Raw genomic sequence first — 13376 nt, 5'->3', positions numbered from 1 at the left:
CGTCGCCTAGATGGCGACGGTTTCGCGATAGGCGGTCTTCCAGCCCCAGGCGCCGGAGCCGTAGCCGCGCTTGATCACGCGCTGCTTGTAGATCTGGGCGATCATCTCACCGTCACCCGCCAGCAACGCCTTGGTCGAGCACATCTCGGCGCAGAGCGGCAGCTTGCCCTCGGCGAGACGGTTCGAACCGTATTTCTCGTACTCGATGGTGGAGAGATCGGATTCGGGACCGCCGGCGCAGTAGGTGCACTTGTCCATCTTGCCGCGCGAACCGAAGTTGCCGACCTTCGGATATTGCGGCGCGCCGAACGGACAGGCGTAGAAGCAGTATCCGCAGCCGATGCAGATGTCCTTCGAATGCAGCACCACCGCGTCGGCCGTGGTGTAGAAACAATTCACCGGGCACACCGCCGCGCAGGGCGCGTCGGTGCAGTGCATGCAGGCCATGGAGACCGAGCGCTCGCCGGGCTTGCCGTCATTGAGCGTGACGACACGCCGGCGGTTGATGCCCCACGGCACCTCGTGCTCGTTCTTGCAGGCGGTGACGCAGGCGTTGCATTCGATGCAGCGGTCCGCGTCGCAGAGGAATTTCATGCGAGCCATGGCGATTATCCCTCAAACGGCCCGGATCTGACACAGGGTGCACTTCGTCTCCTGCATGCCCGTCACAGGATCGAAGCCATAGGTCGTCGTGTTGTTGGAGCTCTCGCCCAGCACCACGGGGTCGGTGCCGTGCGGATAGAATTTCCGCATGTCGTCGCCCTGGTACCAGCCGGAGAAGTGGAACGGCATGAAGGCGACGCCCTTGCCGACCCGGTCCGTCACCAGCGCCTTGACCTTGGCCTTGGCGTTGTTCTCGGGGCCGGAGACCCAGACGAACTGACCGTCCTTGATGCCGCGATCGGTGGCATCGCCGGTGTTGATCTCGACGAACATGTCCTGCTGCAACTCGGCGAGCCACGGGTTCGAGCGCGTCTCCTCGCCGCCGCCCTCGTATTCCACGAGACGGCCGGAGGTGAGGATGATCGGGAAGTCCTTGGCGATGCCGCGATCCACCGCCGCCTTCTGCACCGAGAAGCCGATATTCGGCATGCGCAGCTGACGTTCGTCGGGGCGGGTCGGGTACTGGGCCACGAGATCGGGACGCGGCGTATAGATGGGCTCGCGGTGCACCGGCACGGGGTCGGGCAGGTTCCAGGCATTCGCCCGGGCCTTGCCGTTGCCGTAGGGCGTGACGCCGTGGTCGAGGCAGACGCGCTGGATACCGCCCGACAGGTCGGTCGCCCAGCTCACCGTATCGATGTTGGCCCCACCGATCTTCGTGATGGTCGCCATCTCCTCGGCGGTCAGATCCTTGTCCCAGCCGAGCTTCTTGAACACCGCCATGGTGAATTCGGGGTAGCCGTCGGTGAGCTCGGAGCCCTTGGCGAAGGAATCCTCTGCCAGCAGGGTCACGCCGTTACGCTCGGTGCCGAAGCGGGCCCGGAACGTTCCGCCACCGTCCTTGATGTGGAGATTGGTGTTGTAGAGGATATGCGTGCCCGGATGGCGGAGCTCCGGCTTGCCCCAGCACGGCCAGGGCAGGCCGTAATAGTCGCCGCCCACTTCAGGGTCGTCCTTGGGTGCCCGCAGCGTCACCAGATCGAACTTGGCCTGGTTGCGCATATGCGCCTTCAGGCGTTCCGGGCTCTGGCCGCAATAGCCCGTCGACCAGCCGCCGCGGTTGATCTCCCGCAGGATATCCTCTGCGTCCGGCACCGCGTCCACGACTTTGATGTTCTTGAACATCTTGTCGGCGAAGCCGAGCTTCGCCGCCAGACGATAGATGACCTCGTAATCGTTCTTCGATTCGAAGGCGGGTTTCACGATCTGCTCGCCCCATTGGAGCGAGCGGTTCGAGGCCGTGCGGCTGCCATCCATCTCCAGCGAGGTGCAGATCGGAAGGAGGTAGGTGTTGTCGCGCCGCGCATCGAGGGCGGCGAAGGTGGTGGGATGCGGATCCGCCACTACGAGGAGGTCGAGCTTGGTCAAGCCCTTCACCGCCTCCGGCAGGCGGGTGACGGTGTTGCCGCCATGGCCGAACACCATCATCGCCTTGATGCCGGTGCGCTGGTCCACCTGTTCTTCGGGCAGGTTCACGCCGTCGAACCACCTCGTGGAGGTGATGCCGGGTAATTCCATGCTCTCCTTGCGCGTACGAGCCTTCCGACCGCCCTTGGCCGGCACCTCGTCGAATCGCGACTGGAGCCAGTCGTATTCCACGTCCCAGACGCGCGCCCAGTGCTTCCAGGCCCCTTCGACGAGACCGTAATAGAGCGGCAGCGACGTCACATCGAGGCCCAAATCGGTGGCCCCCTGTACGTTGGTGTGGCCGCGGAAGATGTTCGCGCCCGTTCCCGGCTTGCCGACATTGCCCGTGGCGAGACACAGAATGCAGAGCGCACGGACGTTGGCGGTGCCCACCGTGTGCTGGGTCGCGCCCATGCACCAGATCAGGGTGGCGGGCTTCTCCTTGGCGAACTTCTCGGCCACGCGGCGCAGCTGCTCGCCCGGCACGCCGGAAACACGCTCGACCTCCTCGGGATTCCACTTGGCGACTTCCTTGCGGACGTCGTCCATGGCGTAGACCCGCTGGCTGATGAACTCCTTGTCCTCCCAGCCATTCTGGAACACGTGCCAGAGGATGCCCCAAACCACTGGGATGTCGGTGCCGGAACGGATGCGGACATATTCCGTGGCGTGGGCGGCCGTGCGGGTGAAGCGCGGATCGATGACGATCATGTTCGCGCGGTTGATCTCCTTGCCGGACAGCAGGTGCTGAAGGGAGACCGGATGCGCTTCGGCGGGGTTGCCACCGAGAATGATCATCGTCTTGGCGTTGCGGATGTCGTTGTAGGAATTGGTCTGAGCGCCGTAGCCCCAGGTATTGGCAACGCCGGCCACCGTCGTCGAATGGCAGATCCGCGCCTGGTGATCGACCGAGTTGGTACCCCAGAAGGCGCCGAACTTACGCAGGACGTAGGCGGCTTCGTTGGTGAATTTGGCGGAGCCGAGCCAGTAGACGGAATCCGGGCCGTATTTATCCCGCAGACCGGTGATCTTATCGCCGATCTCATCGATGGCCTGATCCCAGGAGATGCGGGTCCACTGCCCGTCGACCATCTTCATCGGATATTTCAGGCGGCGGTCGCTGGAGACGAGCTCGCGGATCGCCGCGCCCTTGGCGCAATGGGTACCCCGGTTGATCGGGCTGCTGAAGGAGGGCTCCTGGCCGACCCAGACGCCGTTCACGACCTCCGCCGTTACCGTGCAACCCACCGAGCAATGGGTGCAGATGTTCTTCTTGATCGTCACCTCGGGGCCGATCGCGGAGGCGCCCGCCGCCTGGGCCTTGCGGACCGAGCCGAGCTGGATCGAGCCGGCGGCCGCGAGCCCTCCGGCGACGAGGCCGGAATTGCGCAGGAAGGCGCGACGGTCGAGGGCCTTCGGCGTCTCGCCGATGGTGACGGCATGATGGAAGGTGCGGCCCGGGCCGCCTGTCTTGCGCTTGATCAGCATGGCGCCCTCAATTCTTCTTCAGGGTCTCGTAGCCGTTGGTGCGGTAGAACGCCTTGACGTGGTCGGACTCGCGGTAGCGGGCCTTCGTCTCATCCGCGCCGGGGTCGTAAGCCTGCGCGGGCGTCGCAATCATCGGCTGGGCCGTGATCGCGGCAGCGGCCGCCACCGATCCGCCGCCGAGGGCGCGGAAGAAATGGCGCCGTCCCATCTCGTCCTTTCGATCGTCCCGCATGCTCGTCACTCCTGAATGCGACCGATGTTTCAATGATTCCCGCCTCACGCGTCGAGCGCGTAAGCCCGGGTCTCGATGTCGATGAACGTCCGGCCGAGGTCGCCCACGGCACGGTAGAAAGACGAACGGGTATTGGCCGCCACATCGTCGAACAAACGCCCGGCCCAGGGCTTTAGATGCCGCTCGAAGAAGACGCGGTCCTCGCCGGCTCCCGTCTCGAAACGGCCCGAGACGAGACCCGCCATGGTCTCGAGCAGCATCGCCACATGGTCTTCCGGCTCGCTCATGCCGCCCGAGGCTTCGATGCCGAGCCGGGCCAGATCCTGGCGGATGCGCGCCAGCGGGCGCTCGTTGAGAAAGCCGGTCAGGTAGTAGGAAGCGTGCGGCACGACTTCGCCGCGTCCGACGCCGACGAAGAGATCGAAATACTCGCGCCCGACCTTGGCCAGATCCGCACCGGCCGCTTCGCGAGCGAGGGCGGAGCTCGCCTTGCCCAGGGGAGTCTCATCGCCACCCGAGCCGGCAAGAAGCGACAGGATATCATCGGACGGGACTCGGCCGGTCAGGGCCGCGAGGAGATCGTAGAGATGAGCGCGCAGAAAATCGACGTCGTCCACGACCGGCTGCGTCATGCCGGGCGCGCCGGAAGCGAGTTTCGCTTCGTCTTCGCGCAACAACTCAACCGAACGCATACCATCCTCAAACCGCGACCCGATCGCGGGCGAAGTGAATTCACTTCGTCCACAATACCGCGGAATGGGACGTGCGCAACGTAGTTTTTAATTGCTCAAAGTGGGATGGCGCTGCCATGTCGTCGCGGCCTCGGCGTGGCCGTATCCACGGGGGCAGAACGTGGCGGCGACAAGGCCAAGCTTGGCTCGTCAACCTGCACGACAGTGAGACGCGGTTCTTCACTGCCGCGATCCATCTCTTCGGTTTTCACCGGTTCGGATTCCTCCGCCAGCTCCTCCGCTTCGATCAGCGTGGCCTCTTCGCTTTCCTGCTCAGGCTCAATTTTTTCGTCGGGCGTCCCGTCGAAGATGTCCCGCAGCATGGCCTTGATGTCGTCTGTGGGCAGAAGCGGGCCGTTTCCCGGCACACCGCCCACCACATTCCAGTCATAGGCGTATTCCCGCGCCTCGCTGACATAGTCGCGGATGTTGGTGTCGAGGGACCACATCCGGCGCAAAGCCGCCTTGCGCATCACCATCGGAACGCCAGCCCGAAGGAACTGGGTCAGGTCGGTCTGTGCCGTCAGGCTGTCCAGGGAGGGCAACTTGGCGAGTTCCTCGGGCGACAGGGTCTCACCCTCGGAGAGTTCCTCCGCGAGAAGCGCCGCCTCCCTCTCGACCGCCTCGCCCGCGACCGCCTCGCTTCCAACCGGCACGGTCGCGGGCGGGTTCTCGCGGACGACAGCCCGCTTGCGCTTCGACCAGCGAGAAAAGAAATCGCCGCCGCTCAACCTTCGTCCCCCCGTCTGCGCGTACCGGTCCCCTGTCGCGCCAGGGCCTCGGGATCGGCCCGGTCGCGCTTACGCTTGTGGAACACCTGTTCGACGTGGAAGGCCTCGAAGAAAGCCAGAACCTTGGCCTGCACCTCCAGCGGCATCGGCACCGCCTCGACCACCTCGCCGATACCCTCGGCCATGGATTCGCCCTCATAGGGATCGGCCGTCACATTGGCGACTTCGTAGCTGCCCTCCGCGATCTGCCGCAGGGCGACCCAGAGCGAGGGCCGGCCCGAGATCAGGTTGTCGCGGTAATGCGACGTCTCGGCGGGGTGGAGCGAGACCTCGTAGGCGCCGGCATAGAAAGTTTCCTCCTCCGGCGTCGACGACAGCACAGTCCAGGGCGAGGCGGCCGGGATCGCCGGAAGGGCCGCGACCGGTAGCCAGGCATGGCTTGTCCAACGGCTCTTCAAGGCCCGTTTGACGACAATGATCCCGACGTCGAAACGGTCGTCGGGCGGCGCCGGTGCGGAGGTCGGATTCTCATCGGTCATGCGGCCTCCGCGCCGTCGGCGAGCGGCAATCCCGCCACGAGGTTCTGAGGTTTGAGAAAAAGGCGCTTGTCGGGGTCCATGGCCATCAGGAGATAGACCGGCCGGCCCGCCACGCGCGGGTCGATCCGCCGGTCATCGGCGAAGGTAAGGCGGAACAGGGCCAGGATGCGCATGCGGCTCGCCTCGTCCAGGGTCTCGCCGTTCCAGAGGGCGTTGCCGATTCGGGTCGCTTGAGCGTCGAGCCCGACGAACCAGCGCCAATCAGGATCGTCCATGGAGGCGATCGGCTCCACCTTCGCCTCCACATGCAGAAGGTGTCGAACCCAGGCCTCGATGGCGCGCGCTAGACCGTCGCGGCTCTTCGGGTTGCTCCCGAGGTTGAGCGCCATGGTGAATGCGTCGGAGCGGCTCCAATAGGTCCAGGCCGTCTCGTCCGTGAGCACGTCGAGCTCATTCGCCGGCTCCTTGCCCAGCATGGCGACGAGGGGCGATTGTGCGGCCCCGGTCTCCCGCGCCTCGATCACCTCGGCATCGGCCAGCAACGCCGCACCATCGACGAAGGAGACGCGCTGCGGACGGAAAAAGAGTTCGCCGGCGCGGAGCGTGTAGGGGTCATCGCAGCCATCGAGGGCATTACGCAGGATGAGATGCGCCAATTGATTGAGGAAGATCGGCGGCGTGCCGTTCAGGCCCCTGCGAACGAGGTCGAGATAGGCCGCCTCCACCGACCGCGCGGCCATCAACCGGTCGCGGAAGGCGAGCATCATGGTCCAGTTCTCGCGCGCATCGGCATCCGCCATCGCGGCGATCTCACCGGGGGAGACCGGCCGGCGCGGCGCCGTCACGAGGCCGCGGTGGAGCGCCCGCTCCGCCATGCAGGCTTCGTCGGGCGGCACGAGCTCGGGCCGCGCGAGATAGGCGAGGATCAACTCGTCGGTGACGGCAAGGCCGCCCCCTTCCGTGCGCCCGGCGAGGTGGTGTCCGCTGGAGACCCAGAACTCGGTCATCGTCCGTCATTCCCGGAAACAGGTGCGTTGGCCATGCCGATGAGGTCCGCCCGTTCCTCGGGTTCGTCATCGGTCTCCTCGAAGGTGAAAGCCCTGGCATGGGCATGCAACTTGTCCGCCCCGGCGACGCCCGGCCCACGCTGATGCAGCGTGCGGAACGCTTCGCGGATCGCACCGTCCTCGAAGGTCCGATGCAACGCGATCACGCTTCCCACCGCCGGCTGACAAAGGGTGGCGGCGAAGGCGATCTCCTCGTCGGCCGCGATGCGGGCCACATCGAGGGTCGGCGCGCCGAGGCGCTCGCAAAGGTGATGCGCCAGCTGCTCGACCGCTTTGTCCCGCTCGGCCATCGTCGCCTCGCTGACCACTGCCAGGGTCGAGAAGCCGAGGGAGGTCACCCCGAGGAACCCGGAACGAAACGCCGTACGGTCCTTACCTTCGAGAAGCGGAACGTCGGCATCCCAGAACAGGAACGAGCCCGTGACGGCCCATTCGCCGGGTTCGGCCGCCTTCGCGAAGACGAAGGTATCGGACGGATCGAGGCGGATCGTCCGGGGAAGTTTGAGACTGCTCATCGAGGCCTTCGCCTGTTCATTCCGTCGCCACCACCCGAACCGGCCGAGAGCTGGTGGCGATGGCCCTTGTCGAGGCACCTGTCCGGCGTCCACGGCACGTATCTGGTGTCGGCTCGCGGAAATTGCTCCCGGCTGGGCGCGACGCCCGTCACCAATACAATTGAAACCGGCCGATGAACGTATCGGCGTCGATCGTCCGTCCGTTCTGAAGCGCGGAGGGAGACGTATGGGACCGGACGTAATCGGCCATGATGCGGATGTTGGTATCGGGATACCAGGATAGGCCCACCGTGCCGTCCCGCTCGATGCCGCCGCGCACGCCGCCATCGTCGAGATCGATGGCCGAGAAACGCAGGCCGAGTTCGAAGACGCCGAAACCGCCACGGGTGATGCGCTGCGCTTCTGCGACTTTGACGCCACCGAAGACCGCGTAGCCGGTGCCGTTGAAGTCGGGCGCCATGCGATAGGCCCGATTGTCGCCGTTGAGCACCCAGCTCGCCTGGACGTATCCCCCCTGGAAGCTCAGCGGCGATCCGCCATCGAACCGGCCGATCTCGGTTCGCGTGTATTCCGCGCTCACCAGAAGCGGACCGGAGCGATAGGCCAGCTCCGCACCGAGGCGGGCGATGCTCGCCGCATCGCGGATATCGCCGGTATCGACGAACCTCCTCGTATAGAGGAACGCTTCGGATCGGCTCGAGAGCGAGAGGGGGCTCTCGTCACGCGGCAGGCTGCGGTAGCTCCCGGCGAGGCCGACATGGAGCGTCCGCTTCTCGTCGTTGATCGGCGCGTAGGTCACCCGGCTCGTCGAGGCCAAGCCCTCACTGCCGATACCGGTATTGGCGTTGCCGCCGAAGATCCCGGTGACGATGCTCCAATCCTTGCCGTGTCTGCCCACCGCGAAGCCGAAGTTCCGCGCCGGAACGAAGGCGTCGGACAGGGCCCGTTCGGTGAACAGGATGTTGTTGTTGGAGGCGAGCTGGTCGAGGCCGAACGGCTCCTTCTCGTTGCCGATGCTGAAGAGCATGTCCGGCACACCGCGATAGACCAGGACCGCGTCGTTGATCGGCGTCACCGGATCGGCGAAATCGTATTGGAAGCCGAGCCCGACATCCTTGCCGAGGCTCAAGGTGGTCTCGATCCACGAGCGGCGCACGGCGATATTGTCGCTGAACGGGTCGCCGAAGCCCGATTGGCGGATGCCGGCCGCACCGAAATCGAGGTGAAGGCGACCGCCGATGCGCAATGTCGCGGCATCGTCGGGAAAGGTCAGGGTGATGCCCTTGTCGTCGATGGTGAGCCGCTCGCCATAGGGGCCGGGCATGCCCTTCGCCTCGATGGCCGGGCCCCTCGGAGCCTCCTCGGCCCGAAGCCCACCCGGCAGGGATAGAAGTGCGGCCAGCGCGGCGAGGCAGGCGATGCGGGTTCTCAATGATGTCTTCTCTCCGGGGAACGCCCTCACTACGGGCGATCTCGACGGACATTCCCACAATCCGGGCATCGCGACATTCACAGATGAGGCTCGCCCGTCTGCGGATCGCCCCAGCGCATCGCGGCCAGGGCTTCGACGAGATCGCGGCGATCGCCGTCGCCGCCGATCAGGTCGCCGCCAGCATCGATCCGTGCCACCGGGCCACCCTCGGCGAGCCGCCGGAGATAGCGTCGTTCGATCCCCGCGAACCCGTCTTCCTCCCAGATGGCGAAGGTCTTCATGAGATGACGGGCGAAGCTCTCCACGAGGATTCCGTGGCCATCCTCGAAACTGAAACCCTCGTTCTCGAGGGAGGTCGAATCCGGCGTCAGGCCCGGATCGCCGGCCCGTGCCTTCGAGGCGATGATCGTGGCGGAGAAGACGAGCCAGTCCGGCACGTCGCCCTCGCCGCAGGTTTCCGGCCATCCGAGACGCCCGCCGCCGAGGCGCGCGCCGTCGAAGCGGAGCGTATCGGGCCAGCCGAACGTCACCGGGACCTCGGGCGGACCATGCGCACCGATGGCCTCGGCAAGCGCCACCATGCCGGCGAAGACGGCGCGGCGCGCCGTGGCGAGAGGCTCGTCCGGCTCGAGGATCACCGCAAAGTCGAGCAGCTCTGCGTTCTTTCGCCAGACGAGACGCCCGGTCCGGCCGCCGGATGCGGCCGCGTCGCGGGCTTCGTCGAACGCGCTCGCCGGCCCGGCTGAGATTGCGAAAGAAAAGACGGGCGGCAGGATCAGGTCCGGGTCGTCGGAGCTCGGCGCCATGCGTTTCGGTTCTACCTGCGCCCGTATGTCGGGTCCTAGTTTCGAGCCGTTATAGTATACGATGCACCAACTTGAGCGCGAGTGGGCTGGTACCCTCGCCGCTGTGACCAAACGTTCGGGGTAAATCATTGTCCGACCGGATCGTGTTCGCGTGCTCCTGCGATGAGACCGTCGCCCTAGACGGGCAGGCGATCGGCAAGGCGTGCGGTGGCCGCCTGGAGACCGCCGATCAACTGTGCGGGCGTGAGATCGCCCGGTTCGAGGACGCGCTGGCACAGGGCGCGCCCGTCACCGTCTCGTGCACGCTGCAGGCCCCCCTCTTCACCGACATCGCCGCCGGGGCCGGGGCGGAAGCCCGCGTGTCCTATGCCAATATCCGCGAGAACGCGGGCTGGTCGAGGGAGGCCGATGCGGCCGGACCGAAGATCGCGGCCCTGCTGGCCGCCGCGGCCGAGACGACGCCCGCGCCGGGCACCGTCGCGATGGTGAGCCAGGGCGTCGCCCTCATCTACGGACGCGACGAAGTCGCCATCGAGGCCGGGCGGCGGCTCGCCGACCATCTCGACGTGACGGTTCTGCTGAGCCGACCGCGCGATGTACCGGTGCCGCGCCGCCACGAGTTTCCCGTGCTCCAGGGCAGTGTCGTTTCGGCGAGCGGGCATCTCGGGGCGTTCTCCCTGCGCATCGACGATTACGCGGTGCCGAGCCCCTCATCCCGTCAATCCCTGTTCTTCGGCCCGTCGCGCAACGGCGCCACCTCCACCTGCGACGTGGTGCTCGACCTGACGGGGGGCACGCCCCTCTTTCCCGCGCATGACCTGCGCAGCGGCTATGTCCGGGCGGATCCCGGTGACCCGGCCGCCGTGGAGCGGGCGATCTTTACGATCTCCCATCTCGTCGGCGAGTTCGAGAAGGCGCGCTTCATCGATTTCCAGGCCGATCTCTGCGCGCATTCGCGCTCGCGCATCACCGGCTGCACGCGCTGCCTCGAAGCCTGCCCGACCGGCGCCATCGCGCCCGCAGGCGATCACGTCGCCATCGATCCCTATATCTGCGCCGGCTGCGGCTCTTGCGCCTCCGTGTGCCCCACCGGTGCGGCGGCCTACGCCCTGCCCGCCGCCGACGGGCTGATGCGCCGCCTGCGGACCCTGATGCGTGCCTATCACGAGGGCGGGGGACGGAACGGCGTGGTGCTGTTCCACGACGCTGAGCACGGCGAGCCCCTGATCGAGGCGCTGGCCCGCTACGGCGACGGCCTGCCGGCCAACGTGCTTCCTGTCGCCGTCAACGAGGTCACGCAACTCGGCCCGGAGGCCGCCGCGGCGCTCCTGGCCTACGGCGCCGTGGGCATCCGCCTCCTCGTCCGTGACCGTCCCAAGCACGACATCGCGGCTCTGCGCCGAATGGCTCACCTTGCCGATACCCTCGCTGGGGCGCTGGGCTACGGTTCGGCCGATGGGACGCTCGTCGTCTCGCTCATCGAGACCGACGATCCAGACATGCTGGGCTCCACGCTGACGACCGGCGGTCTCGGCACAGCCGCGCCGGTGCCCGCGGCCTTCATGCCGGTCGGCCCCAAGCGCAACGTCCTGCAATTCGCCTTCCGCGAGATGCATGTCGCCGCCCCGGCCCCTGTCGCCGTCGTCCCCTTGGAAGCCGGTTCGCCGTTCGGTGGTCTCGATTTCCGCACCGAGGATTGCACCCTGTGCCTCGCCTGTGTCGGCACCTGCCCGACCCATGCCCTCAGTGACAGCCAGGACCGGCCGCTGCTGGCATTCGAGGAAAGTCTCTGCGTGCAATGCGGGCTCTGCGCCGCCACCTGCCCGGAAGATGTCATCTCTCTGAAGCCGCAGGTGGATTTCGCCGCCTGGAGCCAGCCGCGCCGTATCGTCAAGGAGGAAGAGCCGTTCGATTGTGTCTCCTGCGGCAAGCCCTTCGGCACACGCAGCAGCATCGAGCGGGTCATCGAGAAGCTTCAGGGCCGCCACTGGATGTTCAGAGGCAGTGCCGGCGAGGCCAGGATCCGTACCCTGATGATGTGCGACACCTGCCGCGTCGAGGTCGTCGTGAACGAGGCTTTCGACCCGCATACGGTGCCGGAGCGGTCGAAGCCGAGAACCTCCGAGGATTACTTCCGGGCGCGGGAAACGAGCGGAAGCGGCGGCGCCTGAGAAACAGTTTGGCCGGATTTCCCAGCGGGTGCTCCTGCCAAAATAGTCTTCCCAACAGACGACCTCATCCTGAGGTGCCCGCGTCAGCGGGCCTCGAAGGAGCCCACCAGTTCGCTCAGTGGGTTCTGGAGCCCTCCTTCGAGGCCGCTACGCGGCACCTCAAGATGAGGTAAAGCCTTGGAAAGCAACTCAAAAAGTGTCTTACAAATAGCCCGCTGCGCCGTCTTGCTCCGAGCAAGAACCGACCGAGACGGGAAGATTCGTGATGCGTCTCACTTCCGTTTTGATCACGGCGTCTTCGTCGCCCTCTCGAGGAAACGCACCAGGGCCTCGCGGTCGTCCGGGTTATTGATCGTCTGCTCGGGCATCTTGGTGCCGGGCGTGTAGCGGGATGGGCCGATCTCGAACAGTTTCGAGATGGTCCGCGCATCCCAGACGATGTCGAGGCCCTTCAGGGCCTGCGAGAACGTGTATCCCTCGGCGGTGGCGACACGCCGACCGAACACGCCGCTCAAGGTAGGGCCGGCTCGCGTGCCGTCCTCCGGCGTCAGGGTATGGCAGGCGACGCAGGCGCGAAAGACCTCGGCCCCGTGATCGCCCTTGAAGGCCGCCAGCGAATCCACCGGCCGCGGCATCGACAGCGACCCGATGGGCTCGCCCGTCCCGGCATTCCATCGACGGACCAGCCTGTCCCCGCCCCCGGTCAGCAATTCGGTTCCGTCCGGCCGGAAGGCGAGCGACCAGATCGGCAGTCCCGGCCCCACGAGGCTGAACGCCACCTTGGCCGCACCACGGTCGATCATGGCCACGGTGCCGGCCACCGTGGCAGCGGCGACCCGCCGCCCGTCTGGAGACAAAGCGAGACCGATGACAGGGTTGGTCGCGAGGTCGACCGACGCGCGGATGGTGCCGTCGGCGGACAGGAAGCGGACCACGCTATCCGCACCGGCGGCGACGATCTCGCCATCCCCGGCCACGGCCACGCTGTTCACCGGCGATGGGAGTTGAACGATGCGCGGTGGCTCGTCGGTCTCGGCGAGGGGCCAGACTCGAAGTGTGGCGTCATAGCCCCCGGTGACCAATCTGCCATCGGGCAGGAAGGCGACGGCGTTGACGTTGCCCGCATGTCCCCGCAGCACCCGCACCGGCCCGCCGGCAAGGGACCGGATATGCGCCGTGCCATCCCAGGAAGCGGAGGCGAGGCTCGCCCCGTCCGGCGAGACCGCGAGGGCCGCGATGGGTCCGGCATGGTCGGAAAAGATCTCGACGGGCTCCGGGCGTCCGGCCTGCCAGAGGGCGATGCGCCCGTCCTCGCTGGCCGTGACGAAGCGGCCGCCATCGAGGGCAGCGACGGCATTCACCGCACCGTCGTGGAAACGAAGGACCGAGAGGGCCGTCCCCTGGTCGATCGCCCACAGAATGCCGGAATGGTCGAACCCTCCGGAAATCGCGATGCGTCCGTCCGGGGCAATCGCCAGCGCCCGCACCGGACCACCATGACCGCGAAGCTGCGCTGAGCCCGGAAGCGGTGCGGAGAGGACGAGCAGCATCGCGCAGATCGGCCAGACGCGGCGGAGCGTCTGTCGAGAGAACC

At 66.5% G+C, this 13376-nt stretch carries 12 protein-coding genes; 1 reads left to right on the top strand and 11 read right to left on the bottom strand.

The annotated features are described in order from the left end of the window. Window positions 1–6: 6 nt before the first annotated feature. From fdh3B to ACYQML_RS10845, 10 genes are all read right to left on the bottom strand, one after another. Window positions 7–603: a formate dehydrogenase FDH3 subunit beta gene (gene fdh3B / locus ACYQML_RS10890; RefSeq protein WP_056431009.1), complete on the bottom strand. Its 597-nt coding sequence runs from the start codon at window positions 601–603 to the stop codon at window positions 7–9. 12 nt (window positions 604–615) lie between these two features. Further along, on the bottom strand, window positions 616–3558 hold the full coding sequence (locus ACYQML_RS10885) for a formate dehydrogenase subunit alpha (protein WP_461235527.1): 2943 nt from the start codon (window positions 3556–3558) through the stop codon (window positions 616–618). Window positions 3559–3565: 7 nt separating this feature from the next. Continuing rightward, window positions 3566–3790 (bottom strand): formate dehydrogenase, encoded by a 225-nt coding sequence (locus ACYQML_RS10880; protein WP_056431015.1) that lies wholly within the window; start codon window positions 3788–3790, stop codon window positions 3566–3568. Between the two features lie 44 nt (window positions 3791–3834). Continuing rightward, entirely contained in the window at window positions 3835–4422 is a 588-nt protein-coding gene (locus ACYQML_RS10875) for a TorD/DmsD family molecular chaperone (protein WP_405030596.1), read from the bottom strand. A 155-nt stretch (window positions 4423–4577) separates the two neighbouring features. Then, the gene (locus tag ACYQML_RS10870; protein WP_461235526.1) at window positions 4578–5252 is read right to left on the bottom strand and encodes a DUF3306 domain-containing protein; all 675 of its coding nucleotides are present in this window, start codon (window positions 5250–5252) and stop codon (window positions 4578–4580) included. Further along, window positions 5249–5791, bottom strand: a complete 543-nt coding sequence (locus tag ACYQML_RS10865; RefSeq protein ID WP_461235525.1) for a DUF3305 domain-containing protein — start codon at window positions 5789–5791, stop codon at window positions 5249–5251. The genes ACYQML_RS10870 and ACYQML_RS10865 overlap by 4 nt, the downstream gene beginning before the upstream one ends. Next, complete coding sequence (locus ACYQML_RS10860) at window positions 5788–6798, bottom strand: DUF6352 family protein (protein WP_461235524.1); 1011 nt, start codon at window positions 6796–6798, stop codon at window positions 5788–5790. Before ACYQML_RS10860 ends, ACYQML_RS10865 begins: the two co-directional genes overlap by 4 nt. Further along, a complete protein-coding gene (locus tag ACYQML_RS10855; RefSeq protein ID WP_056431027.1) occupies window positions 6795–7373 on the bottom strand; it encodes a DUF6505 family protein in 579 nt (192 codons plus the stop codon). The genes ACYQML_RS10860 and ACYQML_RS10855 overlap by 4 nt, the downstream gene beginning before the upstream one ends. 148 nt (window positions 7374–7521) lie before the next feature. After that, complete coding sequence (locus ACYQML_RS10850) at window positions 7522–8805, bottom strand: OprO/OprP family phosphate-selective porin (protein WP_461235523.1); 1284 nt, start codon at window positions 8803–8805, stop codon at window positions 7522–7524. A 77-nt stretch (window positions 8806–8882) separates the two neighbouring features. Then, window positions 8883–9611 (bottom strand): biotin/lipoate--protein ligase family protein, encoded by a 729-nt coding sequence (locus tag ACYQML_RS10845; protein WP_461235522.1) that lies wholly within the window; start codon window positions 9609–9611, stop codon window positions 8883–8885. 128 nt (window positions 9612–9739) lie between these two features. On the opposite strand from ACYQML_RS10845, the gene ACYQML_RS10840 reads away from it, so the two are divergent. Then, on the top strand, window positions 9740–11782 hold the full coding sequence (locus ACYQML_RS10840; RefSeq protein WP_461235521.1) for a 4Fe-4S dicluster domain-containing protein: 2043 nt from the start codon (window positions 9740–9742) through the stop codon (window positions 11780–11782). A 287-nt stretch (window positions 11783–12069) separates the two neighbouring features. Here ACYQML_RS10840 and ACYQML_RS10835 read toward each other — a convergent pair whose 3' ends face one another. Further along, on the bottom strand, window positions 12070–13332 hold the full coding sequence (locus ACYQML_RS10835) for a c-type cytochrome (protein ID WP_461235520.1): 1263 nt from the start codon (window positions 13330–13332) through the stop codon (window positions 12070–12072). Window positions 13333–13376 lie beyond the last annotated feature (44 nt).

This window comes from Methylobacterium sp. CM6244 (assembly GCF_054817885.1).
Note: the sequence above shows the minus strand (reverse complement) of the source record. Positions and strands in the feature narration are given on the sequence as shown.